Here is a 26,624-nt window from a genome sequence, read left to right as displayed (position 1 = left end):
GGTCCGTCCTCACATGTCGCGGTGCTGCTCGCCGAACAGCATCCGGAATTCGTCCTGGTTGACGTCCGCCCAGCGGGTACTGCCGGGGGCGGCGTCCGGGGCGGCCGCGGCGTCCTGGGAGAGGGTGCTCAGTGCGCTCGCCGCCCGGTCGAGCGCGGCTGCCACCACCTCGGGCGCGTACCGGCCGGCGTCGAACCACCAGTCCAGGTGGAGCCGGCCGTGGTGGACGTAGGCCCGCAGTTCCGTGCCGTGCAGCAGACAGCCCGGCACGGCGAGCGCTGACAGCTCCGCCGCGGTCGAGGCCCGCAGCGGCCCGCCGGCGAGTTCGGCGACCGCGTCGTAGGTGACGGTGCCGAGGTAGGTCACCAGCAGGTCCGGTCGCGGCAGGCCGTCCAGCAGCCGTGCGGACGGCGCGTGCAGCGTCCGCAGCACGCCGTACCCCAGCCCCTCGCGGGGCGTCGACCGGATCGCTCGCCGGGCGGAGTCGACGGCGCCGGTCATCCCCCTGCGCCCGGTCTCCACGGTGACCGGATGGAGCGTGGTGCAGGTACCCATGGTGCGGCTGAGGTCCATGCCGGCGGGCAGCGCTGCCCGCCCGTGCCCCTCCACATCCAGCAGCGCGCGTTCCTCGCCGGTCGCCTCGGTGACGGCCACCGCCACGGCGGCCAACAGGAACTCCTCCATGCGGGCGCGTCGCTCGCGCTGGAGCCGGGTCAGCGCCTCGACCGTCTCCTGGTCGAGCTCGGTCGAGGCGAGGCGGACGTCGCGGGTGGCCCCCTCCCGCGACGTGGACCGAGTGGGCAGGCCGACGGCGGCGTCCGCTCGCAGCAGCTCCAGCCACTCGCCGCGCTCGGCGAGCACCTCGGGCGCGGCCGCCAGACCGGCTACCCACCGCGCCCAGGCAGACCACTCGGTGGCCACCTCGGGCAGCCGGACCGGCCGGCCTTCCATGAGCTGGCCGCATGCGGTGGCGAGGTCTTCGAGCAGGATCCGTTCGGAGGCGTTGTCCACACAGAAGTGGTGCATCACCAGGGCCAGCCGGCGCGGCCCCTCGGAAACCGGCTCCAGGATGGCTGCCCTCAGCAGCGGCCCCGACCGCCCCAGCAGGTCCCGGCCCAGGTCGGCGATGGTCGCGCCGACCGCGGCGAGCCCGCCGGGGAGCGGGATGGTGGGGACGTCGAAGTCGCCTGCGGGCTCGATGCGCTGCTGCCACAGGCCGTCGCGGCGCTCCAGGCGGAGGCGGAGCGCCTCGTGGTGTGCGACGACGGCTCCGACCGCCTCCCGGACCACCTCGGCGGCCACGTCCGGCCCGATGTCGAGCAGCAGCGGCACCGTGAACTCCGCCAGGCGCCCGCCCGGGTGTTCGGCGATCCACTGCTGGGTCGGGGTGAGCGGCGGGGTGTCCGTCGAGGCGGTGCCGACGGCGTCGTCCTCCCCGCCGCTGGTCTCCGCCAGGGCGGTCGCCAGGGCCCGCACGGTCTGGTGCCGGAACATGTCCTGGGGCGTCATCGACAGACCACCGCGCGAGGCCCGGGAGGCCACCTGCACGGCGACGACGGAGTCACCGCCGAGGTCGAAGAAGTTGTCGTGCTCCCCGACGTCAGGGACGCCGAGTGTCTCGGTCCAGATGGTGCTGATCAGCCGTACGGCGCGGTCGACGGGGGTCCCACCGGCTTCGGCCGGCGGGTCGGCGGGCGCCGCCGACCGGTCGTGGGAGGCTGCCGCCTCCCACGAGCCGGTGGGGAGGTCGGTGGAGATCGGGGTGATCCAGTGGCGGTCGCGCCGGAAGGGGTAGCCGGGCAGCGACACGCGCCGCCCCGCGGGGCCACCCTCCGGGCCCTGCCAATCCGGGTCCACCCCCGCGGTCCACAGGGCGCCGAGCCCCAGCAGGTACGTCTCGTGGTCGTCGCGTTCCTCCCGCGGATGGCGCACCAGGCGCAGCGCCCGGTGCCCGTCGCCCCAACCGGGGTTACGCCGGGCGAAGGTGGTGAGGGCGCGGCCCGGCCCGCATTCCACCAGGACCTGTCGGGGTTCGCCCAGCAGCGTGGCGAGCAGGTCGGAGAACCGGACCGGGACCCGGATCTGCCGTGCCCACCGGCCTGGGTCGCGGGCCTCGTCGTCGGTCATCCAGTCGCCGGTGGTGGCGGACAGCAGAGGGATCCGGGGCACGTGCAGGGCGACTTCGGCCATGCGGTCGGCGAACCGACCGGCCGCCGGGTCCAGGGCGGCGGTGTGGAAGGCGTGCGCGGTGTGCAGGCGCCGTACGGACACTCCCCGAGCCGCGAGTCGCTCCGTCAGCTCTCCGGCGGCCGCCTCCGGGCCGGCCACCACCGTGTGGCCGGGTTCGTTGACGGCCGCGACCTCCAGACCGGTCCCGGCGACGGCCTCGCGGGCGGCCTGCTCCGGGAGGCCGACGGTGAGCATCGCGCCAGGGGGTGCGGCGTGCATCAGCGCACCGCGGGCGGCCACCACCCGCAACGCGTCCTCCGGCGAGAACACACCGGCCAGCAGGGCGGCGGTGTATTCGCCGACGCTGTGGCCGGCGAGCGCGGTGGGATGGATGCCGTGCTCCGCGAGCCGGCTGGCCAGCGCGTACTCCACCGAGAACAGCGCGGCCTGGGCGAGGTCGGTGCGGCGCAGCGCGTCCTCGTCGCCGTCCAGGACGGCCGCTCGGACGTCGAGGCCGAGGAGGTCGGACAAGCCCTCGGCGGCCCAGTCGAAGTGGCGCCGGTAAGTGCTGTCGGCGCGGTGGAGCCCTTTGGTCATACCCGGGTACTGGGCTCCCTGCCCAGGCATGAGCAGGACGACTCCGGGTGTCTCCAGCAGGGCCCGTCCCTCGTGTCGCGACGGGTGCCCGGCGGTCCGCAGAGCGGCTGCCGCGGTCTCGGGGCTGCTGGCCACCACCGCGCGGCGGTGCTGCTGCGGATGCCGGCCCGTGGCGAGGGTCGCGGCGACGTCGACGAGCGCCGGCGGGCTGTCGCCGTCGAGCCGGTCCGCCAGCAGGCGGCCCGATTCGGACAACTGTTCGGGGGTCCGGGCGCTGAGCAACAGCACGGCGGGACCGGTGCGGGAGGGTTCCGCCGGGACCGGCGGCGCCTCCTCCAGGACGACGTGGGCGTTCGTTCCCCCCACTCCCAGGGCGCTGACGCCGGCCCGCAGCGGACCGGGACCGGTCCAGGGGGACAGCTGGTCAGCGATGTAGAACGGCGTCTTCTCCAGGGCGAGTTCCGGGTTGGGGCGGGAGTAGTGCAGGGTCGGCGCCAGCTCCCGCTGCTTCAGGGAGAGCACCGTCTTGATCAGGCCGGCGATGCCCGCGGCCACCTCCAGGTGCCCGATGTTCGACTTCACCGAGCCGAGAGCGATGTGCCGCCCCGGCCCGACCCCGTCGAACGCGGTGGCCAGCGCCGCCACTTCGATGGGGTCACCGAGCGCGGTGCCGGTGCCGTGCGCCTCGATGTAACCGATACTTCCGGGTGCCGTCCCGGCGACCGCGAGCGCCTCAGCGACGACCTGCGCCTGCCCGTCGATGCTGGGAGCGGTGAAGCCCATCTTCTGCGAGCCGTCGTTGTTGATCGCCGATCCCCGGATGACCGCGTGGACCGGGTCGCCGTCGGCGAGCGCGTCGCCCAGGGGCTTGAGGAGAAGCGCCCCGCCGCCGCTACCGAAGACCGTTCCGGCCGCCCGCTCGTCGAACGGACGGCAACTGCCGTCCGGCGACATGATCGCGCCCGGGTCGTACAGGTATCCCGCCCTGTGCGGGACGCGTATCGACACCCCGCCGGCAAGGGCCATGTCGCACTCCCCGGACAGCAGGCTCTGGCAGGCCGTGTGCACCGCCACCAGGCCGCTGGAGCAGGCCGTCTGGACGCCGACCGCAGGCCCCCTCAGGTCCAAGGCGTGGGCGACGCGGGTGGCGACGAAGTTCGGGTCGTTGCCGCCGACGAGTTGGACGAGTTCGAGGCTGAGCCCGGCGCCGAGCAGGGCTCTGGTGTCCTGTCGGGAGAGCAGGTTGTACAGCAGGTAGGAGCTGACCGACGCGGTGGCGAAGACGCCGACCGACCGGTCGCAGCCCAGCGGGTTGTACCCGGCGTCCTCCAGGGCGTGCCAGCTCAGCTGGAGGAGGAGCCGCTGCTGCGGGTCCATGGTGCGTGCCGCCCGCGGAGTGAGGTCGAAGAACTCCGCGTCGAACTCGTCGACCCCGTCCACGGGTGCCGCGCGCCTGACGTAGTGCGGGTCTCCAAGCAGCTCGTCGGGGACGCCCTCCCCGACGAGCTGCTCCTCCGAGACGTCGACGATGCTCTCCTTGCCGGAGCGCAGGTTGGCCCAGAACTCACCTATGTCGCGGGCACCGGGGAACCGGCCGGCCATGCCGATGACGGCGATGCCGTCGAACTCCTCGTCGGCCGGCTCCGGCGCGCCACCCCGGGACTCCGGAGCCGAGGTCGCCGCGGCGGGGGTCTGTGGGGGTACGTTCACTTGTTCCTCCGGCGCTTGGTCTGCGAGGCCCGCCGTGCCCGGGCGCGCTGCTGTGCCTGCGCGACGGCGTCGGGCCCTCCGGGCTGCCCGGTGCCCTCGCCCGCGAGCTCCCGGACGATGAGGTCCTCGAGTTCGGTGAGGCTGAGGCCCTGCAGCAGCCGGGCGACCGGCAGCGCGACCCCGAAGTCGGCGAGAACGGCGTTCTTGGTCTTCACCGCCATCAGTGAGTCGAGTCCCATCCGGGTCAGGGCCGTGGTGGTGCTCAGCTGGGTGGAGCGGTAGCCGAGGATCCGCGCCACCCTGACCGGCAACCGCGCGGCGACCGTCTCGCGCAACCGCTCCCGCGGAAGCGCCCGCAGGGCGTCCGCACCGATCCAGTCGTCGTCCGCCGGGTCCCGGCGTTCCTCGACGAGCGGGGCGAAGAACGACGACGAGAGCGTCTCCGGCATGGTGCGCGCCAACGCTTCGGTATCCAGCCGGAGCACGGCGGCGGTCCCGGAGCGCCGTCCGGCGAGGGCCCCGAAGACGGCGAGCCCTTCGGCGGGTGGCATCTTCGGGAAGGCCTCGTGGGTGAGTTCCCGGGCCCGGCCGATCTCGGCCCAGCCGCCCCAGTTGAGGGAGAGGGCCGGCAGGCCGCGGGCGGCGCGCCATTCGGCGAGCGTGTCGACGAAGGCGTTCGCGGCCGCGTAGTTGGCTTGTCCGGCGCCTCCGAAGAGGGAGGCGATAGAGGAGTAGCAGACCCACCAGTCGAGTTCGGTGTCCGCGGTGGCGCGGTGCAACCACCACGCCCCGAGGGCCTTCGGCCGCCACACCCGGTCCAGCCGCTCGGCGTCGAGATTGGCGACGACGCAGTCGTCGAGGACCATGGCCGAGTGCACCACGCCGCGCAGCGGGTAACCGGCCTCAGCAACCTCCTTGACCAGCCGGTCAGCGGTTTCGGGGGCGGCGATGTCTCCCCGTACGACGCGTACCTCCGTCCCCGCGGCCCGCATCCGGGAGATCGCCTCCTCGGCTTCGGCGTCGGGTGCGGACCGGGCGTTCAACACCAAGCAGCCGGCGCCGCGGGCCGCCAGCCAGTCGGCGGTGCGCAGTCCCACGCCGGTGAGCCCGCCGGTGACGATGTATCCGCTCCCGGCCCGCACCGCCGGCCGGGAGCCGTCGCTCTCGGGATCCCCGCCCCGCCGCAGCCGGGCGATGTGACGGCGGCCGCCGCGCCAGGCGACCTCGTCGTCGCCGCCTGCCGCAAGCTCCGCCGCGAGGTCGGCGAGGCCGTCCCCCTCCGGGTCGAGGTCGACCAGCGTGGTCCGCAGATCGGGGTGTTCGAGGGCGAGGGTCCGGGCGAGGCCGCGGATCCCCGCCTGCGTCAGGTCCGGGGTTTCTGCGGCGGACAGCGCCCGGGCGCCCCGGGTGATGATCCACAGTCGGGCGCGTGCTCCGCCCTCGCCCGCCGGCGCGGTGGCCAGGGCGACCGCCGCACGCGCCGCGGCGAGGACCTTCGCCTGGGTGTCCACGAGCCACGCGGCTTCATCGGATCCGCCGGCGACCGCCTGGTCCACCTCCAGCGGCAGCAGTACGTCGCCGGCCGTCCGTGCCGCCTCGGCGAGCGCCTGCTCGTCGTCGACCACGACGGTCGTGCACCGCCGGCCCGCCTCCGCCAGGGCCGTTCGAACGGCCTGGGCGTGCTCACCGGTTCCCAGGACCACCACACCCTGCCCCCGGCCGGACGCCTGGCCGGACGGCAGCGCCGCTTCCTCCCAGACGACCTCCAGGAGCCGTCCCCGGGTGGTCACCGGCAGTTCGGTCCCGGCGACCTCCCGCAGGAAGATGCCGCCCGCCTCCGCCACGACCAGCCCGCTCTCGGAGAGCAGTTCCACGTCCGCCAGCAGGTCCGTGCCCTGTCCGGCGGGACGGAGTCTGGCGTGTGCGAAGGCCGCGTCGTCCGGGTCCCCGTGGAACCGCAGCCGGCGGAGTCCCGCCGGCAGGTAGGTCTCGGAACGGTCGAGTACCGCGGCCGCGATCAGGTGGAGCCAACCGTCGAGCAGTGCGGGGTGGGTGTGCAGCATCGGGTGCGGCAGGGCTTCCGCGGGCCGGCCGAGCCGGGAGACGACGGACAGCTCCCCTCCGGCCGACTGCCCGCTCTCCGGGCCGCGGTCCAGCCGTAGCTCGGTGGTCCCCCGGAAAGCGGGCCCGTGGTACTGGCCGGACTCCCGCATACGCCGGTAGAGCTTGTCCGCGGCTCGGTGATCGCCGTGGGCGGCCAGCAGTCCCGGCACATCGCGCAGGGCGGTCGCACCTGCTGACTCCTCGTCAGGGGTGAGCAGACCGGTCCGCGCCGTGGCGTGGACGGTGCGGCCCTCCGCCCCGTCGGCGGCCGAGACGATCTCCACCACGGCCTGCCGCGGACCGGTCGTACGCAGCGTGACGGTGAGCGTGACCGGTTCGTCGAGGCTCAGCAGCGCCTGGTAGTCGATGTCCTCCAGGAGGATCGCCTGCGGCGCCGCCCGGAAGGCGGAGGCCGCGGCCGCCAGCGCCATCTCGCAGTAGGCGGTGCCCGGCAGCACCGGCACATCGCCCACCCGGTGCTCGGCGAGCCAGGGCAGGACGTCCGCACCGACGCGTGCCTGCCAGAGGTGGTGCCCCGGCTCTCCGGGCAGTTCGATGTGCACGCCGAGCAGCGGGTGCGCGTCGCGGGAGACGGCGGGGCCCCGCGCCCCCTCGGGGCGGAGCCAGTAGCGCCGGCGGTCCCAGGCCGTGGTGGGCATGTCCAGGAGCCGACCGCCTCCGGCGCCCGGCAGCGCCACGGGTACGCCGTGGCAGTACAGGGAGCCCAGGTTGGTGAGGAACGTGCGGCGTTCGGGTTCGTCGCGGCGCAGGGACGGCACGACCACGGCGTCCGACACCGCCGCGGCCTCCGCGACCGCGGAGATCTGCGGCTCCGAGGTCGGATGGGGGGAGATCTCGACGAACAACCGGTGCCCGTCCACGAGAGCGGCGGCCACGGCGTCGGCGAAGCGTACGGGGTTGCGCAGGTTGGTGACCCAGTAGTCGGCGTCGAACACCACCTCGGCCCGGGGGTCGTCGGCCGCCGTCGAGTAGAACGTCACCTGCGGTTCGAGCGGGCACAGTTGGCCCAGTTCCTCACGGAGCTCGGGCAGCAGCGAGTCCATCCGCGGGGAGTGGGAGGCGAAGGTGACCCCCCTGATCCGGCGCGCCAGGAGCCCCTCCCGCGACCACTCGGCCACCAGTTGGTCGATGCGCTCGGCAGCCCCGGAGACCACGGTGCTCTGCGGCCCGGACAGGACCGCCACCGAGACGTCGTCACAGCCGGCGAGGCGCTCGGCGGCCGCCTCCGCCGAGAGCTCGACGAGCGCCATGGCCCCCTGGCCCCGTGGGCTCGTCGCCGCCAGGCGAGAGCGCCGGCAGATCACCCGTACGGCGTCCGGCAGCGACAGCGCCCCCGCCACCACGGCCGCGGCGACCTCCCCCATGGAGTGGCCGAGGACGGCCGCCGGCCGGAGGCCGTGGGCCTGCCAGACCCGGGCGAGCGCGACCTGCACGGTGAAGATCAGCGGCTGGGCTCGGGCGATGTCGACGTCCGGGTCGGCGCCCTCGGCGAGCAGTTGCCGGACGGAGAAGCCCGCCTCCTGCCGGACCAGTGGGTCGATCTCCTCGACCGCAGCGGCGAAGTCGGCGTCCTCGGCGAGGAGTTCGCGGCCCATCCCCGCCCACTGGCCCCCCTGTCCGGGGAAGACCCAGACGGTGCCCCGCCGCGCCGCGGGCAGCACACCGCCGACCGCCACGCCGGGCACGGTCTCTCCGGCGGCGTGGGCGCGCAGGCTCTCGGCGAGGGTGACCGGCGGCGTGTGGGCGTCCGCCACGAGGACCAGGCGCTCCTCCAGCGACGAGCGCCGGCCCAGGGTGTGGGCGATATCGGCCGGGTCCGCTTCGGCTCCGGGCCCGTCGAGCCACTCCGCCGTCCGCAGCGCGGTGCCGCGCAGCGCCGCCGGCGACCCCGCGGTCAGCGGCAGCGCGAAGGCCTTGGGGCGCGGGCCCTCGGGCGGGGCTTCGGCCACCACGGGCGGCCCGGAAAGCACCAGATGGGCGTTGGTGCCGCCCATGCCGAAGGCCGAGACGGCCGCGTACCGGGTCGGCGCCTCGACGGGCCACTCCATCGTCCGCCGCGGCACGACCAGCCGGGTGCCCGCCAGGGAAATGTCGGGGTTAAGCGTGGTCAGGTGCAGGTTCGGCGGCACCACTCCGGCCCTAACGCAGAGCGCGGCCTTGATCAGCCCGGCCACGCCTGCGGCCTCCTCGGCATGCCCGAAGTTGGTCTTCACCGCCCCGAGCGCGCAGGCTCCCCGCTTCCCGCCCCCGTATACGGCGGACAACGCCTCGACTTCGATCGGGTCGCCCAGGACTGTTCCCGTGCCGTGCGTCTCCACCAGGCCGACGTCCTCCGCCGCCACCCCGGAGCGGCTCAGCGCCTCGGTGAGCACCTCCCGCTGGGCCGCTACGGAGGGCGCGGTGAGACTGGTGGAGCGCCCGTCCTGATTGACCGCGCTGCCGCGGATCACCGCGAGGATCCGGTCGCCGGCCCGCTCCGCGTCGGACAGCCGTTTGAGTGCCACCACCCCGCATCCCTCGGCCCGGACGATGCCGCTGGCCGACGCGTCGAAGGTCTTGCAGCGGCCGTCCTCGTCGGCCAGCCCCGCGGTGCGCAGTCCGAAGCTGGTCAGTACCGAGCTGATGACGTGGACCCCGCCGGCGAGGGCCAGGTCGCTCTCACCGTCCCGCAGGCTCTGGCAGGCGAGGTGGACCGCGACCAGCGACGACGAGCAGGCGGTGTCGACCGCCACCGAGGGGCCCCGGAGGTCAAGGAGGTAGGACAGCCGTCCGACGGCCGTGCTGTGGATCGCCCCGGTGACGGTGTGCAGGTCGTCCCGAGTGGCCGGGTCGTGCAACCGCTCGACGATGTAGTCGGGAGCGGCGATCCCGACGTAGACGCCGGTGCGGCTGCCGCCGAGCTCCCGTGGTGCCTGGCCGGCGTGTTCCAGGGCCTCCCAGGCGACTTCGAGCAGCACCCGCTGCTGCGGGTCCATCCCGACCGCCTCGCTGGGGGAGATGCCGAAGAACGCCGCGTCGAAGCGGTCCGCGTCCTCGATGAAGCCTCCGCTGCGGATCGGGTTCCGGCTCTCGGGCGCGGCCGGCGGGTGCTCCCCCGTCAGGCCGTTGACCGGCCCGCCCCAGCGCTCGGCGGGGAACGGGCCAACCGCGTCCCGGGCTTCGCTGAGCAGCCGCCAGAAGTCGTCCGGGGAGGCGACGCCCCCGGGGTAGCGGCAGCCGATGCCGATCAGAGCGATCGGTTCCCGGCCCCGCCGGTCGCCGGGCACGGTGACGCCCGCGTCGGCGAGCTGCCGGGCCAGGGCGGCGCGGGCCTGCGGCGAGAGCTTCTCGATGAGTGCGGTCAGATCGGTCATCGGGCAGGCTCCTCGGGTGTGCGCTCCGCGGCGCCCTCGTCGACCGTCCGCAGTATCTGGGCGAGTAGTTCCTGGTCTCCGTCGGTGAGGTCCGGGTCCGGCTCCGGGGCGGGGTCCCCGGTCGGCGGGTCGAGTACGAACCCGAGCCGCTCTCCGAGGTTTCCGGCGAGGGCCGCGAGGGTGGGGTGGGCCCACACCAGCGTCGCGGGCAGGGTGATGCCGAGCGCCTTCTCCAGGCGGTTGCGGAGTTCCAGGGCGCCCAGTGAGTCGATGCCGAAGGTGCTCAGCGGCGCCGCGGGATCCACCGGGGCCGGGCCCAGCCGCAGCACGGTGCGCAGTTGCTCGGTCAGTTCCGCCTCGAGCAGCCGGCGGCGGGCGGGACCGTCCGACGCGGCGGCGAGCGCCGCGGGGAGCCCCGGCGCCGGTGCGCCCCCGCCACCCTCCGAGGCCCGGAATCCGGCGTACAGCGGTGAAGCCGCGGCTGCGGGGAAGTCGGCGAACCACGTGTCGATGTCGAAGTGCAGCACTCCGGTGCTGCACCGGCCCTGGCTGATCAACTCCTCCAGGGCGGCGAAACCCGTGTCCGGCGAGATCATCCGGTAGCCGCGGTCGGCGAGTCCCTGACCGCCGCCGACCGACTCCCACGGTCCCCAGTCGACGCTCAGCGCGGGCAGTCCCCGCTCCCGGCGCCACAGGGCGAGCCCGTCGAGGTAGGCGCAGGCGGCGGCGTAGTTCGCCTGACCGGCTGAGCCCAGCAGGGAGGCGGTGGACGAGTAGCCGACCCACCAGTCGAGGTCCTCGCCCTCCGTGGCGGCGTGCAGCCGCCAGGCACCGACCGCCTTGGGCCACCACGCACGGCCCAGTCGCCGTCGGTCCTGTTGCAGGACGGCGGCGTCGTCCAGGGCGGCCGCGGAGTGGACCACGCCGCGGAGCGGCCGCCCGTCCTTCTTCGCCGCTGCCACCAGCTGCTCCGCCGTGCCGGGCCGCGCCACGTCGCCGAGCACCACCTGGACGCTCGCGCCCAGGGCGCGTACCTCCTCGATCACTCGCCGGGCCGGCTCCGAGGGTTCACCGCGCCCGTTGAGCACCAGTGCGCCGGCGCCCCGCTCGGCGAGCCGGCGGGCCGTGGCCAGGCCGATGCCGGTCAAGCCGCCGCTGATGACGTACGCCCCGTCGCGGCGGGCGAACGGCACCGTGCCGGGCCGCACCACGACGCGGCCCGGCGGCTCGTCGTCGACCGTCACGACCAGCTTGCCGATGTGCTCGGCCGCGGCCATGACCCGGAAGGCCTCGGTGGCCCGGTCCAGCGGGAACGCCGTACTGGGTAGTACGTCGAGGACCCCGTCGGCGACGGCGTTCACCGTCTCCCTGAGCAGTCGGCCGACGAGCGCCGGCCGGCTGCGGGTCAGCAGGTCGAAGTCGACCGCGCTCAGCGTCAGGGCGCGGGCGAACGGCAGCAGTCCCAGGCGGAGGTCCTGGTGGATGTCCCGCTTGCCCAGCTCGATGAAGCGCCCGCCGGGCGCGAGGGCCTCCAGCCCCCATCGGATGGCCGCGCCGGGCAGTGAGTTGAGCACCACGTCGACGCCGGCACCACCGGTGGCCTCCCGTAGTTCCTCGGCCCAGGTCGCGCTCCGGGAGTCCAGTACGCACTCCACGCCCGAGTCGCGCAGGAACTCCCTCTTCGCCTCGTTTCCGGCGGTGGCGTACACCCGGGCGCCGCGGGCGCGGGCGATGGAGACGGCCGCGAGACCGACGCCCCCGGACGCGGCGTGGATGAGGACCCGCTCGCCCGGCTCCAGCCTGCCCACCTCCACCAGGCCGTACCAGGCGGTGCCGTACGCCGTGGGAAGACCTGCCGCGGCGACCGCGTCCAGCCCCTCCGGCAGTGGGACGACCAGTTCCTGTCGGGTGATGGTGTGGGAGGCGAAGCTGTGGAAGGCGATGGCCACCACCCGGTCCCCGACCTCGACCCCCTCGACCCCCGGGCCCACCGCACTGACCACACCGGCGCACTCCCCGCCCAGGTGCAGCTCCCGGTCGTCATTCTCGGGCAGCCGGTACCAGCCCATGCCCTTGAGCACGTCGCTGAAGTTGATCCCGGCGGCCTCGACCCGGATCTCCACCTCGCCCTCGGCCGGCCGCCCGCGCTCCCGCCGGACCGGGCGCACGGCGTCCAGGTTCCCCGGTTCGGTGCTCTCCAGGCGGAACGCGGACCCGCCCTCCACCGGCCGTCGGAGGTGTGCGGCTCGGCGCTCCTCGGTGACCGGCCCCAGCCGGGCCACCAGACGGTCACCGTCCCGGTAGGCCACCTCTTCCTCGTCGGTGTCCGCCGCCAGTTCCGCGACCAGGTCGCCCACCACGGCCGAGGCGGGAGCGGCACCGAAGTCGGTCAGGGACGCTCTCAGCTCCGGATGCTCCCAGCCGAGCGTGCGGATCACCCCGCGGAGCGCGGTCTGTTCCGGCACGACGGTCTCCGCACCGTCCACGGGCAGCGCGCCGTGCCCCGCGACCCGCAGCCGGGGCGGGCCCGCCGCCGGGCGTTCGGTGGTCGCCAGGGCGCGTGCGAGAGCGAGCAGTCGCGCCACCCGCTCTTCCGCCCGTTCCAGAGCCGCCTCGGGGGCGCCCGCCCGCAGCGTCTCGTCCGCGCGGGCGGGCGGCAGCAGCAGAACGACGCCACGCAGCACCGGGTCCGCGGCGGCCGCGCGCACCTCCTCCTCGTCGACGGCTGTCAGTACCCGGCAGGCCTCCTCCCCCAGGCGCTCCCGCAGCTCTCCGGCCAACGGGTCGTCGGCGGACTCCGCGAGCACGAGCCACGCCCCGGGCTCCTCGACGGCTGCCTCCAACGGCTCACGGTGCCAGGACAGCTCGTGGAGCAGCGGAGCGTGCTCCGCTTCCGACCGGGGCGCACGGCTCAGCCACATCAGGCGGACGTCCGACGCCTCGACGACCACGGAGCCGTCCGCGTCGAGCAGGAGCAGCCTGCCGACCAGGGCGGCACCGGCCGCGTCGTCCCGTTCCGGCCGCGCCACCTCCGTCAGGCACCGGACCCCGGTCGAGGGATCGCCCCACACCCGAAGGGAGCCGACACCGGTCGGCAGCAGCACACTGCCCGGCCCGTCGGCGGTGACCGCCTCGGCTGCCGTCGGGGCGGCGCCAAGGAGCTGCATCGCGGAGTCGAGCAGCGCGGGATGGACGTACATGCCGTGGGAGCCGACCCGGCAGCGCGCGGGCAGTGCGAGGCTCCCCAGGGCGGTGTGCCCGTGGTCGGGCGAGGTCGCCACCCCCGTCACTCCGGCGAAGGCCGGACCGTGGTGCTGGCCCGCCGCCCGCAGCCGTGCGTACAGCGAGCCCGCTTCATGGTGTTCGGGATGGCGCGCGGCCAGTGCGTCGAGGTCCCGGACGGGCTGCTCGCCGGCAGCGGCGCGGCGCACCCGGGCACGGGCGTGCCGCACCTGCTCTCCCGCGGAGTCCCAGCTGAGGATCTCGACCACGCCGCTGTCGGCGGTCTCCTCGGTCAGCACGGTGACCGTCTCGACGGGCTCTTCCAGGGTGAGCAGCCGCAGGTACTCGATGTCCTCCGCCCGTACGTCCGCGGGGTGGACCCCGAACGCCTCGGCCGCGGCCGCCAGCACCATCTCGCAGTAGGCGGTGCCCGGCATGACGGCCGCGTCCTCGGAGCGGTGGTCGGCCAGCCAGGGGAGTCGATCGGTGTCGACCGTGCCCCGCCAGACGTGCTGGACGGGTGGGCCGGGGACCCGGACACCGGTGCCCAGCAACGGATGCCCCCCGGTCTCCTCCCCGCGCCCCCGGCCGACGGAGGTGTACCAGTGGCTTTCGTGCCGCCACGGGTTGGTCGGCAGCGTGGTCAGCTCCCCGCTCGGGTGGAGCCGCCGCCAGTCGGCCGACACTCCGTGGACGTGCAGACCCGCCAGGGCGGTGAGGAGCGTCTCGCGCTCCGGTTCCTCGCGCCGTGTGGAGCCGCTGACGTACGCGTCCGTCACATCGAGCGTGGCCAGCGTCTCGGTCACCGACTGCGTGGTGATCGGGTGCGGCGAGACCTCTAGGAAGAGCCGGTGGCCGTCCTCGGCGGCGGCTGTCACCGCGTCGGTGAAACGGACTGGGTTGCGGGCGTTCGCCGCCCAGTGGCCGGCCCCGAAGACCGGGACGGTGCGCGGGTCCTCCAGGACCGTGGTGTAGACGGGGACATCGGGCTCGGCCGGCACGATGTCCGCCAACGCCCGCTCGATCAGCGGCAGCAACGGGTCGACCTGGGGGCTGTGCCCCGCTCCGTTCGCGCCCCTGATCTGCTTCGCCATCAGCCCCTGGTCGCGCACTTCGGCGACCAGGGCCTCCAGAGCGGCGTTCGGCCCCGCCACGACCGTCGAACGCGGTGAGGCGTGCACGGCCACGTTGAGGTCCGGGTGGCCCGCGAGGCGCGCCGCCGCCTCGGCGGCGGGCAGTTCGACCAGGGCCATGCCGCCCTTGCCCGCCAGGTGTTCCCGCAGCAGCCGCGAGCGGCGGCACATCACCCGGGCGCCGTCGGCGCTGGTGAGCGCCCCCGCCGCCACGGCCGCGGCCACCTCCCCCATGGAGTGCCCGAGCACCGCCGCGGGACGCAGTCCCCAGGAGCGCCACACCGCGGCGAGACCGACCTGGAGGGCGTAGACGACGGGCTGGCTCTGCGCGACATCACCGAAATCGCCCGATCCCAGACAGGCCCGCAGGCTGAAACCGCCTTCCTGCCGCATCACCGGTTCCAGCAGGTCGACCGTGTCCCCGAAGGCGGGCTCCGCCTCCAGCAGTTCGCGGCCCATGCCCGCCCACTGCGAGCCGAAGCCGGAGAACACCCAGACGGCGTCGGCCTCGGAGCTCGCCCGCGCCCGTCCGGTGAGCACCTGGGCCGAGGGCGTGTTCTCGGCGTGCGCACGCAGGCCGGCCACCAGTTCCGCACGGTCCCTGGCCAGCACCACGAGCCGCTCCGGGAGCGGGGTGCGGTGCACCGTGAGAGTGCGCCCGACGTCCAGCAGCTCGCGGTCGTCACCGTCCCGGTCTCCGCGGTCCGCCGTTTCGAGGTGGTCGGCGAGCCGCCGTGCGGCCGTGCCCAGAGCTTCCGGGGTCGCGGCGTACAGCGGGTAGAGGCGGTGGCGGTCGCCGGGGGCGTCCTCCACGGCGGTCGGCTCCGGGTCCGCGTCGGCGCGGTACTCCTCCAGCACGATGTGGGCGTTGGTCCCGCTGACCCCGAAGGCGCTGACACCGGCGCGGGCCGGCCGGCCGAGGTTCGGCCAGTCGGTACCGTCGGTGGGGATCCTCAGCTCCGCGGCGCGCCGGCTGATCCTCGGCGTCATACGGCGGAAGTGCAGATGCGGGGGGATGTGTCCGTGTCGCAGGCTGAGGACCGACTTGATGAGTCCGGCGATCCCGGCCGCCGCCTCGACGTGGCCGATGTTGGTCTTGGCCGAGCCGACGATGAGCGGGGCCGCGGCGGCCCGGTCGCCGAACACGGCGGCCAGGGCCTCCAGTTCGATCGGGTCGCCCAGGGCCGTACCGGTGCCGTGGGCCTCGACGTAGTCGATGTCCTCGGGGGTCAGCCGGGAGTCGCTCAGGGCGGCACGGATGACGGCCTCCTGCGCGAGCCCGTTGGGGGCGGTGAAGTTGCTGCTGGCCCCGTCCTGGTTGACGGCGCTGCCACGGATCACGGCGAGGACCCGGTCGCCGTCGCGTCTGGCGTCCGCGAGGCGCTTGAGCACCACGACGCCGCAGCCCTCGCCGCGGCCGAGTCCGTCCGCTGCGGCGTCGAACGCCTTGCACCGGCCGTCGGGGGCGAGCGCGCCCCACCGGTTCATCGTGATGCTGGTCTCCGGCATCAGCATCAGGTTGGTGCCGGCGGCCAGCGCGAGGGAACTCTCCCCGGTGCGCAGGCTCTGGCAGGCGAGGTGGGTGGAGACCAGCGAGGACGCGCAGGCGGCGTCCACCGCGATACTCGGGCCGTTGAAGCCGAAGAAGTAAGAGAGACGGCCGGAGGCGTGGTTGGGCAGCGAGCTGGTGACGGTGTACGCGTCCACGTCCTCGGGCCCCAGGTGCCGCAGCTGCCGGACGGCGTACTCGTGGAGGGTGACCCCGGTGAAGACCCCGGTGGCACTGCCGCGAAGGTCGGTCGCGCGCAGCCCGGCGTGTTCGAGAGCCTCCCAGGCCACTTCCAGCAGGAGTCGCTGCTGCGGGTCCATGGCCGCCGCCTCACGGGGCGAGATGCCGAAGAACGAGGCGTCGAACCGGTCCGGCTCCCAGCCGGTCAGGAACCCAGCCCCGCGGGCCCGGATGGTCCCCGGAACCTCGGGGTCGTCCCCGAGGAACCGGTCGTGTTCCCAGCGGCCGGGCGGAACGTCGACCACGGCGTCGCGTCCCTCGGCCAGCAGCCTCCAGTAGCCGTCCGGCCCCTCGGCACCGCCGGGCAGACGACAGCCGACCCCGATCACCGCGATCGGCTCCCGGCGGGAGTCCTCGGCTGACCTGAGGCGTTCCTCGAGGCGCTCGATGGTCTCCATCGCCTCGATCAGCAGGCCACGGCGGTCATCGTTCTTTGCGGTCATGACAGAGACCTCAGCTTTTCCGTCAGACGTTGCACGAGTTCGTCGTCGGACAGTTCGTCGTTGCGGGAAACCGGTGCGGGCGGTTCCTGCCGCCCGGCGGAATCCGCGTCCGGTGGGGCCAGCAGGGCCAGCAGGTGGTCGGTCAGCGACTCCACCGTGGGGTGGTTGAAGACGGCCGCCGGGGCCAGATCGCAGCCGAGAGCGCCGCTGAGCCGCTGCTGTGCCTGCACGCTCATCAGCGAGTCCATGCCGATCTGGAAGAAGCCCTCGTCGGTGGGAAGTTCACGCGGATCGGCGAACCCCATCACGCCGGCCACGGTCTCCCGCACCTGCTCCCGCAGGAGGACGCGGCGCCGGGCCGGGGGCGCCGCCTTGATCCGCTCTCCCACGGCTCCCGCCTCCGGGGCGGACCGCGCGTCGGCGCCGTCGGCCGCGGCCAGTTCGTTCAGCAGGGGGATGGCCGTCCGGGAGCGATAGGCAGCGGCCAGTCCCGGCCAGTCGGCCTCGACCACGACCCGCTGCACCTGGTCGTCGGCGAGGACGTACTCCAGCAGGCGGACCGCCGCGGCGTCGTCGAGCCCCCGCATCCCGGAGTCCGACATCAGTTCGCCGTAGGACGCGGCGTCCATCCAGGAGCCCCAAGCGCCCCAGTTGACGACGTGGCAGGGGAGCCCCTGGGCCTTACGGACGTGCGCGAAGGCGTCCTGGAAGCGGTTGGCGGCGGCGTAGTGGGCCAACCCCCGGGAGCCCAGGAGCGCGGTCGTGGAGGAGAAGAGGACGAAGTGCCGGACCGGTTGCCCGAGGCTCAGCCGGTGCAGGAGCACCGTCCCGTCCACCTTGGGCCGGAGCATGTCCGTCACCTCGGCGGCCGTCAGCTCCGAGGTCTCGGTGTAGCCGCCGGACAGGGTGGCGTTGAAGACTCCGTGCAGCTCGGGCAGGTCCGCGCCGAACCGGTCGAACAGCGCCCCCATGGCCTGGGCGTCCGCGACATCCGCGGCCACCGCCGTCACCTCGGCGCCGGAGGCCCGCAGGCGTTCGACGAGTTCCCGGGACGGCCCGCGGCGGGAGACCAGCACGAGGTGCCGCGCCCCCATGGCCACCAGGGAGTCGGCCAGCCGCGGCCCGAGCAGACCACTGGCGCCCAGCAGCAGTTGGCTGCCGTCCGGCTCCAACCTGGCCCGGGGGCCGGTGAGCCGGTCGCGCTCCAGCCGGAGGACGTGCCGCTGGCCTTCGCGGTAGGCGATCTGGGGTTCGTGGTCCGGCTCCTCCGGCCGGGTGCGGAGCAGTTCCCCGGCGAGCAGTTGGGCCGCCGCTGCCGGCTCGTCGACGTCCAGGTCGACGGCCCCGCCCCAGGTCCGGGGGTAGTCCAGGGCGAGATTGGAACCGAGCCCCCAGAGCGCGGCCGCGGCGGGACGGACGCCCGAACCGTGGTGGACGACCTGCGCCCGCCGGGTGGCGATGTGCAGTCGGGCCCTTGGGCACCGGTCGGCGAGCACACGGAGCACCCGCAGCAGCCGGTACGTCTCCTCGTGGACGACGGACGGGTCGGCGTCCAGTTCGGCCGGCATCGCGAGTCCGCCTAGGTGGACTACGCGGTCGGCGCCGGCGAGCAGGTCGGAGAGGGCCCCGTCGTCCGCGGCGTCGACCTCCGCGAGCGGCAGCCGGTCACATCCGACCCCGGCCTCCTCCAGCCTGCGGGCGAGAGCACCGGCCGTACCGGCCGGGTCGTCGCCGAGCAGCAGCCAACGCACGCCACGCCGCGCCGGGGCCGGCTCCGGTTCCTGCCGGGGCGACGGGGCCGGGCGCCAGGTGAGCCGGTGCAGCCAGTCCTCGCGGACCGGCTGGGCGCCGTCGACCCCGGGAGCGCCCGGAGTGTGCGGTCTGCCGTGGTGGTCGTGCTGCCAGGCGTACCTCGGCAGGTCCGTCAGCTCGCCGTCCGGCACGAGGGTTCCGAGGTCGACGGGCGCACCGGCGCCGTACAGCCCGGCGAGGGCGGCCCGCAGCGTCGCGGCGGCCGGCACGCCACGCCGCCCGGCAGCCAGCGCGGTGACGCCGGGAACCTCGCGTTCCTTCGCGACCCGCGCGATCGAGGGGACCACGATGCCGCGCGGGGCCACCTCCAGGAAGGTCCGGTGGCCGTCTTCGAGCGCGGCTTCGAGCGCGTCGGCGAAACGCACGGTGCGGCGCAGGTTGTCGGCCCAGTAGGCGGCGTCATAGGCGGGTTCCCGGCGTGGGTCGTCATGCACCGTTCCGTAGACGGGAACCTGCGGCCGGCTCGGTGTGAGCCCGGCGACGCTCGCGGGCAACCGGGCGGCCAGGTCGGTCATCCACCTGCCGTGGAAGGCGACGTCGGCCGCGACCCGCCGGGCCGGTATCCCCTCCGCCGCGCACTCCGCCACCACGGCGTCCACGGCCTCCGGCGCTCCGGAGAGGACGACGGAGTCGCCGGTGGGCCGGATCGCGATGTCGACGCCCGTGTCCTGCCACCGCCGGGCCGCCTCCGGAGCGGGCAGCGTCACCGCCGCCATCGCGCCCTTCCCGACGGCCTCCGCGAGCAGTCGGGAGCGGCGCAGCACCAGTCGGGCGGCCTCGGCCGGGGACAGTGCACCGGCCACCACCGCCGCGGCGATCTCGCCCATCGAGTGGCCGATCACCGCTGCCGGGGCGGCTCCGTACGCGCGTAGCGTCTGCGCGATGCCGACCTGCACGGCGAAGATGAGCGGCTGGACGCCGTCGGCACCCAGGGAGTCGAGGTCGGCCTCCGCGAGTCCGGCCCGCAAGTCGATCCCGGACTCCTGCCGGTACACCGGTTCCAGCTCGTCGACGACGGCCGCGAACGCCGGCTCTTCGAGCAGTTCACGCCCCATACCCGTCCATTGCGAACCGTGGCCGGAGAACACCCACACGGCGCCCTTGGCGGCGGCGGGGGAGGCGGTTGAGCAGGAGGTGAACGCGGCGGCCTCGCCCCGGGCCGCGCTCCTGAGACGTGCGGTGAGCTGCGCCGCCTCCTCGGCGACGACCGCGATCCGGACCGGCTGCGGCGAGCGCCGGTGCGCCAGCGTGTGGGCGACGTCGGCAAGATCGACCGGGCCGGCTTCGAGGTGCTCCGCGAGCCGGGCGGCGTTCGCCCTGGCCGCCCCCTCGTTCGCGCCGGAGAGCAGGAAGACCCGCGGGGCAGCCGGCCGACCCACCTGGGCACCGTGCTCCGGGAGCGGTGACTCCTCGACGATGGCGTGGGCGTTGGTTCCCCCCATGCCGAAGGAGGAGGCGGCGGCCAGCCGGGGGCCGCGGGCGACCGGCCAGGCGGTGAGGGAGGTCGGCACGAACAACCGGGTGCCCGCCAGGTCCAGCTTGGGGTTGAGCCGTCGGAAGTGCAGATTCGGCGGTACCGCCCCGTGGCGTACGGCTAGGACGGCCTTCATCAGCGCGGTGACCCCGGCTGCCGCCTCGGTGTGGCCGAGGTTGGTCTTCACCGCGCCCAGCGCGAGTCCGCCCTGGTCCCCCTCGCCGTAGACGGAGGCGATGGCCTCGACCTCGATCGGGTCGCCCAGTTCGGTCCCGGTGCCGTGCGCCTCGACGAAGCCGACGGTGCTCGGGTCCGTGCCGGAGCGGGCGACCGCGTCCGCCAGCAGCTCCCGCTGAGCCGTGCCGGAGGGCGCGGTCAGGCCGTTGGACCTGCCGTCCTGGTTGATCGCGCTGCCGCGCAGCACCGCCAGGACGCGGTCACCGTCGTCGAGGGCGTCGCCGAGCCGCTTGAGGAGGACCATCGCGCACCCTTCGGTGCGCACGATGCCGTCCGCCGAGGCGTCGAACGTCTTGCACCGCCCGTCCGCCGCCAGCAGGCCGTACCGGTGCAGGGAGAGCGTCAGTTCCGGCCCGAGGATGAGGTTGGCCCCGCCGGCGAACGCCAGGTCGCTCTCCCGCAGGCGCAGGCTCTGGCAGGCCAGGTGCACCGCGGCGAGCGAGGACGAGCACGCCGTGTCCAGGGCGAGGCACGGACCGCGCAGCCCCATCGTGTAGGAGATTCTGCCGGCCGCCACGCTGTGCAGCCCGCCGGTGATGGTGTACGCGTCCACCGACTCCGGATCGGCGAGCCCGGCCTGCAGGTGCTCGTTGTAGTACAGGCCGAGGAACACGCCCGTGCGGCTGCCGCTCAGACCGCGCACCGGTATCCCGGCGTGCTCGGCGGTCTCCCAGGCCACCTCCAGGAGCATCCGCTGCTGCGGGTCCATGGCCGCGGCCTCACGGGGGGAGATGGCGAAGAACTCGTTGTCCAGGCCCCAAGGATCGTCGAGGAAGCCGCCGTGCCGGAGCGCCGGGTCCGCGACGGCTCCGGTACGGCCGGCCCCGTTCGAGCGGTTGTCGGAGCGCTCACCGACGAGGTCGCGCCCTTCGGCCAGGGCGGACCAGAGCGCCTCGGGTGTCGCGATCCCGGAGGGGAAGCGGCAACCCAGTCCGACCACGGCGATCGGTTCTGTCGCGACGGTGCCGGCCGCCTGGGCCAACCGCGTGGCGAGTTCACCGCGTCGCTCGCGCGGCAGACCGGCCAGCCGTCGACTCATGCTCGTCATGCCTGTCCCTTCGTTGCGGATCGCCCAGCGCCCTCGGATGGACCAGCACCCTCGGATGGACCGGCGCCGTCGGGGCTCACCGAGCCGGTTTCGAACTCGTCCAGCAGCACGGCGAATCCGTCGACCGCCGGGAAGGTGTCGTCACTCACCGGAGGCGGCGCGGGCTCCTCCTCGGCCCCCGTCCGCTGGGCCGGGTTCAGCAGTTCGGCGACTCGTTCCGCGAGCGCATGCACGGTGGGGAAGTTCCACAGCAGCGTGGCGGGGAGCGGGAGGGCGAACTCCCGCTCCAGGCGACGGCGGATGGCCAGCGCCATGATCGAGTCCATACCGATCTCGGCGAGCGGGCTCCGCCGGTCCAGGGAGGCCGCCGCCATGCCGAGTTCCCCCGCCGCCAGGCCCGCCACGGAGTCCGCCACCCGCTCCCGGAGTTCCGCGCCGGCCAGGTGCCGATAGGAGGTGTTGCCGGGGTCCTCACGCCCGTCGTCGGTCGGCGTCCCGGTGAAGAGACGTTCCAGGAGCGGTAGCGCCCGCGCCGGCCGGCGGGTTCGGTCCACCGGCAGGACCACCAGGTGTGCGGGGGCGCAGCGCCCGGCATACCGCCATGCCGCGAGTCCCTCTCGCACACTCATCTCCCGCACTCCGACCGCGTCGAACTCCGTGGCCAGGGAGCCCGCGGTCGCGGCCAGACCGGTGCCGCGCCAGGCCGGCCAGGCAATGCTCACCGCATGGCGGCAGCCCGCGGCACGGCGCCGCTCGGCGAGAGCGTCGAGGAAGGCGTTGGCCGTGGCGTACCCGGCCTGTCCGGCGAGCCCCAGTTGGGCCGCCACCGCCGAGAAGAGGACGAAGAAGTCGACCGTGCCCGGCGGGTGAAGCCGGTCGAGCGTCGTCGCGCCGGCGACCTTGGGCAGCAGTTCGGCGTGGAGCGAGCCCTGGGTCAGACCGCTCAGCGTGCCTCCGCTGATCACACCGGCCGCGTGCACCACGCCGCGGATCGGCGGCATACCCAGCGCCTCCGGGGCTAGGAGGGTGCGGGCCTGCTCCTCGTCGGAGATGTCGACGGCCACCGTGCGGACGGTGGCACCCGCGTCCTCCAGAGCTCGGATGCGCTCGGCGCGGTGGCGCGTCGCCGTGTCGGTCGCATCCGGCCAGGCCGCCCGTGGTGGCATCGGCCGGCGGCCGGCCAGCACGAGCCGCCGGGCGCCCATCGCCACCAGTTCCTCGGCGAAGCGGAGTCCGAGCGCCCCCAGTCCGCCGGTGACCAGGTAGGTGCCGTCCGGGCGGCATCGCAGACTCACGGTGTCCGACAGCGGTGCCGGAGCGAGCCTGGGCCGCAGCGGTTCGGCGGCAGCGATCCGCACGACCTCCTCGCCCGGGTCCTCGCGGAGCACCCGCCGCAGGTCCCGATAGGCCGGGTGGTCCGCGGTGTGACCGTCGCGGTGGACCAGACCGCCCCATAGTTCGGGGTGTTCTCCCGAGGCGACCCGGCTCAGCCCCCGGAGCGCGTGGTGCGCAAGCGCCTCGGCGCCCCGGCCTTCCCAGTCTCCGACCGCGCACCACAGCTTCGGCGCGGTCCCCTCGGGCCAACGCGCTAGTTCACGGATCGCGCGGACCGTCTCCCAGGCGGCCCACCCGACACGCTCCGCCATGTCGGTGCCGGAGGCCGGACCGGTGTCGGAGAGCACCAGCAGGGCGGCATCGGCCCGCGTAGGCAGGGTGCGGAGTCCGGGGTCGGCCAGCCGCTCGGGGCCGTCGATCCGGAGGGGGTGGGCGCCGGCGGCGCGCAGCCCTTCCTCGACGGTCCGGGCCGGCCCGTCCGGCGGTCCGATGACCAGCACGGTGCCGGTGTCCGGCTCGGGCGCGTCGACCGGGCCGGGCAGGGCTTCCCACTCCACGGCGAGCACGCTCTCCTCGGGAGAGGCCGGACCGCCGGCGTCCGCCACCGAGAAGGAAACCCCGCCGAGGCGCAGCAGTTCGCCCTTCGGGCCCGAGACCGTCCCGTCGACCGACGGTCCACCGCGGGCGGAGAGCGCCGACTCGTCGCCGTCCTGGGCGTTCTCGGAGCGGGTGAGGGTGACCAGGGCCCGGCGAGGGGCCGGTCCGACGGCGGTCATCTCCTCCAGCCGCTCCACCAGGGCCGGTCGCTCGGCCTCGGGCAGGAGGCCGGAGGCCAGCGACAGCACCGCGTCGATCCAGTCGGCCCACGCGTCGGCGGCCCCACGGCCCGCGTCGGGTTCCCGCACGAGCTCGACCTCGGCGGTCAGTCCGTCCTCGGAGCGGCGGTGTGCGAGGACCTGCCACGGGGAGGCCGCAGGGAGGGAGGCTGAGACGCCCGGCGGCGGTCCGGCCACCGCCTCGTCGAGGGCGCCGCCGACCGGGCCGTCCACCTCCGCTCCCCGCTCCAGCCGTCCCGTGGCGTGGGTGAGGTCCGGCTCGTCTTCCCCGACGGGCATCGATGTGACGCTCAACTCACCGTCGTAGGAGACCACCTGGACCTGCCTCTCGACGTCCACGGGAAGGCGGTCCAGCAGTTCCACCCCGCGCACCGTGACCACTTCCGCGGTGGTACCGGCCGCCGACGCCCGTGCGGCGGCGGTCAACGTCGCCAGCAGGACGGACGCTCCGACGGCCGGGCGCCCACCGGACCGTTCGGGGGTGCCGGGCACCGAGGAGGCGTCGAGGACGGTGTGCCACATCCGGCCTCTCGCACGACCGCCGAGCGGCACGGGGCTGCCCAGCAGTGTCCCGCCGTCCGGGGAATGCCCGCCCGCGATCCGGGCGGCGGGCGAGGCTCCGTGCCAGTGCCGCCGGTGGTCCCAGACCGTGGTCGGCGCCGCCACCCACGCGCGGGGCGGGGCGTCCGTCGCGGACGCGTCGCCCTCGGCATCCAGCCGGACCGGCACCCCGTGGCAGTGCAGGGAAGCGGCTGCCCGGAGGAAGGCCCGGCGCTCCGGCAGGCCCCGCCGCAGCGTCCCGGTGACGCAGACGTCCTCGACACCGGCGTGATGCAGGGTCTCGCGGACGGAGTGCACGACGACGGGGTGCGGGGCGAGTTCGAGGAAGACCCGGTAGCCGTCCTCCGCCGCCGCGCGGACCGCCGCGTCCAGGCGGACCTCGCCACGCAGGTTGCGGACCCAGTAGGAGGCGTCCAGCAGGTGGGAGCCCCGCGGCCGGTCCGCGGAGGTGGAGTACAGGGGAAGCTCCGGAGTGCGGTGGCCGAGGTCTTCGACGGCGGTGGCCAGATCCCCCAGGAGGGGGTCCATCTGCGGGCTGTGGAAGGCCACGTCCGAGGCGACCCGACGGGCCAGGACCTCCTCGCCGCTCCACCGTTCGATCGCGGTGTCGATGTCGTTCGGGGAACCGGCTACGACGGTGGACTCGGCGGAGGCGCTGATGGCGACGGAGAGTCGCAGGTCGCTCTGTTCCTCCAGCAGTCGCCGCACCTCGTCGGCGGGGAGGGCGACGAGGGCCATGGCCCCCTTGCCCAGGACCGTGCGGAGCAGTACCGAGCGGCGGCAGACCAGGCGCGCGCCGTCCGCCCGGGAGAGCCCGCCACACGCCACCGCGGCGGCGATCTCTCCGACGGAGTGGCCGATCACCGCCGAGGGCCGCACACCGTGTGCCCGCCACATCTCGGCGAGAGCGGTCTGGACGGCGAATATCACGGGTTGGAGCCGGTCCGCCCCGGCCCGCTCCGAGTCCCCGCTCTGGAGGAACTCCCGCAGGGAGAACCCCGCCTCCGCCACGAAGACGGGCTCCAGTTCGTCCACGACACCGGAGAAGACCGGTTCGTCGGCGAGGAGTTCACGGGCCATACCCGTCCACTGAGAGCCGTGGCCGGAGAACACCCAGACGACACCGGTCTCGGCCCCTGGCAGCGTGCGCCCGGTGACCAGATCGGCGTCCGCGTCCCCGGCCGCCCCCGCCCGCAGCAACCGCTCCAGTTCGTCGAGGTCCTCCGCCACCGCGGCGGCGCGGTGCGCGGCGTGTGAACGGCGTTCGGTCAACGTGTGTGCGAGCGCTTGGAAGTCGACCGGCTCCGCGGCGTCCCGCACCCACACTCCGAGGCGTTCGGCCGCCCGGTCCCGCGCGGCACGGGAGGAGGCGGACCAGGGGACCACCAGGGGGCGCCGCGGACCGTCGCCTCTCCTGGCCTCCGCGGTCTGCCGCGACGAGCCGCCGTCGGGCGCCTCCTCGACCACGAGGTGGGCGTTGGTGCCGCCGAATCCGTACGAGGAGACCCCCGCCCGGCGCGGCCGGTCACCCCGCGGCCAGGGCTCAGGTTCCGTCACGACGCGGAAGCCGAGCCCCCCTTCGGCCAGCGTCGGGTTCGGCCGCCGGTAGTGGAGGCTCGGTGGGATGAGGCCGTGCCGCAGTGTCAGCAGGACCTTGATCAGACCGATGATGCCCGCGGCCGACTCCGCGTGCCCGATGTTCGTCTTCACCGATCCGACGAGGCAGGGGGCGTTCTCGGGCCGGAGCGCACCGACCGCTTCGGCGATGCCGGCGGCCTCGGCACGGTCCCCGGCCGGCGTGCCGGTGCCGTGCGCCTCGATGTAGTCGAGGGTCCCGGGCCGCACGCCCGCCGCCGCGCAGGCCATCCGGATGGTGCGCACCTGGGCCCGGCTGTCGGGGGCCATGATTCCCGGGCCACGGCCGTTCTGTGTCACGGCGCTCCCGCGCAGTACACCGAGCACCCGGTCGCCGTCGGCGAGGGCCTCGGGAAGGCGCTTGAGCACGACCACGCCGCAGCCTTCGGCGCGTACGTAGCCGTCGGCATCCGCGTCGAAGGCGCGGCATCTCCCCGTGGCCGAGAGCGCTCCGGCCCGGTCGAAATTGACCGTGAGGCCGGGCGAGAGCAGGAGGTTGACGCCTGCTGCGATCGCCAGCGGCGTCTCACCGAGGCGGAGGCTCTGGGAGGCCTGGTGCACCGCCACCAGAGAGGAGGAACAGGCCGTGTCCACCGTCACCGACGGGCCGTGCAGGCCCAGGTGATGCGAGATCCTGGCCGCGGCGCTGCCGAGACTGGAGCCCACCCCGGTCCACGCCTCGATCCCCGGCAGGTCCTCCAGAAGGCGGCGGCCGTAGTCGTCCGACCATGCCCCGACGAACACCCCCGTGCGGGTGCCGGCGAGGCTGCCCGGGGCGATCCCGGCGGCTTCCAGGCCTTCCCAGGCGACTTCCAGTAGTTGGCGTTGCTGCGGATCCATGGCCTGCGCCTCGCGGGGACTGATCCCGAAGAAATCGGCATCGAACTCCGCGACATCGGCGATGAATCCGCCGTACCGGCTCGTCTGCCGTATCACGGAGTCCGCCCTGGCGTCCCGACCGCGGTATTCCTGCCAGCGGTCAGCGGGCACCTCGCTGACAGCGTCTCCCTTACTGGATATCAACTCCCAGAAGGCTTCGGGTGATTGGACATCCCCGGGCAACCGGCAGGCCATACCGATTACCGCGATCTCCGCACCAGGATTGGAAGTAGGACTTCCAGACACGCCACAACGCCCCTTCCGCAT

At 74.4% G+C, this 26,624-nt stretch carries 5 protein-coding genes; all 5 read right to left on the bottom strand.

Annotated elements, in window-relative coordinates:
• Positions 1–9 precede the first annotated feature (9 nt).
• From BGP73_RS00485 to BGP73_RS00465, 5 genes are read right to left on the bottom strand one after another with little or no spacing between them, the layout of a single operon-like run.
• Positions 10–4,476 (bottom strand): type I polyketide synthase, encoded by a 4,467-nt coding sequence (locus BGP73_RS00485; protein WP_079127094.1) that lies wholly within the window; start codon positions 4,474–4,476, stop codon positions 10–12.
• On the bottom strand, positions 4,473–9,953 hold the full coding sequence (locus BGP73_RS00480; RefSeq protein ID WP_069811172.1) for a type I polyketide synthase: 5,481 nt from the start codon (positions 9,951–9,953) through the stop codon (positions 4,473–4,475). Before BGP73_RS00480 ends, BGP73_RS00485 begins: the two co-directional genes overlap by 4 nt.
• A complete protein-coding gene (locus BGP73_RS00475) occupies positions 9,950–16,540 on the bottom strand; it encodes a type I polyketide synthase (RefSeq protein ID WP_069811170.1) in 6,591 nt (2,196 codons plus the stop codon). The genes BGP73_RS00480 and BGP73_RS00475 overlap by 4 nt, the downstream gene beginning before the upstream one ends.
• On the bottom strand, positions 16,537–21,111 hold the full coding sequence (locus tag BGP73_RS00470) for a type I polyketide synthase (protein ID WP_069811168.1): 4,575 nt from the start codon (positions 21,109–21,111) through the stop codon (positions 16,537–16,539). Before BGP73_RS00470 ends, BGP73_RS00475 begins: the two co-directional genes overlap by 4 nt.
• Complete coding sequence (locus BGP73_RS00465; RefSeq protein WP_280138113.1) at positions 21,108–26,624, bottom strand: type I polyketide synthase; 5,517 nt, start codon at positions 26,622–26,624, stop codon at positions 21,108–21,110. The genes BGP73_RS00470 and BGP73_RS00465 overlap by 4 nt, the downstream gene beginning before the upstream one ends.

Source organism: Streptomyces sp. TP-A0874 (genome assembly GCF_001748085.1).
GTDB lineage: Bacteria > Actinomycetota > Actinomycetes > Streptomycetales > Streptomycetaceae > Streptomyces.
Note: the sequence above shows the minus strand (reverse complement) of the source record. Positions and strands in the feature narration are given on the sequence as shown.

Coding starts and splice junctions, on each gene's coding strand:
- BGP73_RS00465 (WP_280138113.1), bottom strand. CDS start 26,624: ATGCGGAAGGGGCGTTGTGGCGTGTCTGGAAGTCCTACTTCCAATCCT.
- BGP73_RS00475 (WP_069811170.1), bottom strand. CDS start 16,540: ATGACCGCAAAGAACGATGACCGCCGTGGCCTGCTGATCGAGGCGATG.
- BGP73_RS00480 (WP_069811172.1), bottom strand. CDS start 9,953: ATGACCGATCTGACCGCACTCATCGAGAAGCTCTCGCCGCAGGCCCGC.
- BGP73_RS00470 (WP_069811168.1), bottom strand. CDS start 21,111: ATGACGAGCATGAGTCGACGGCTGGCCGGTCTGCCGCGCGAGCGACGC.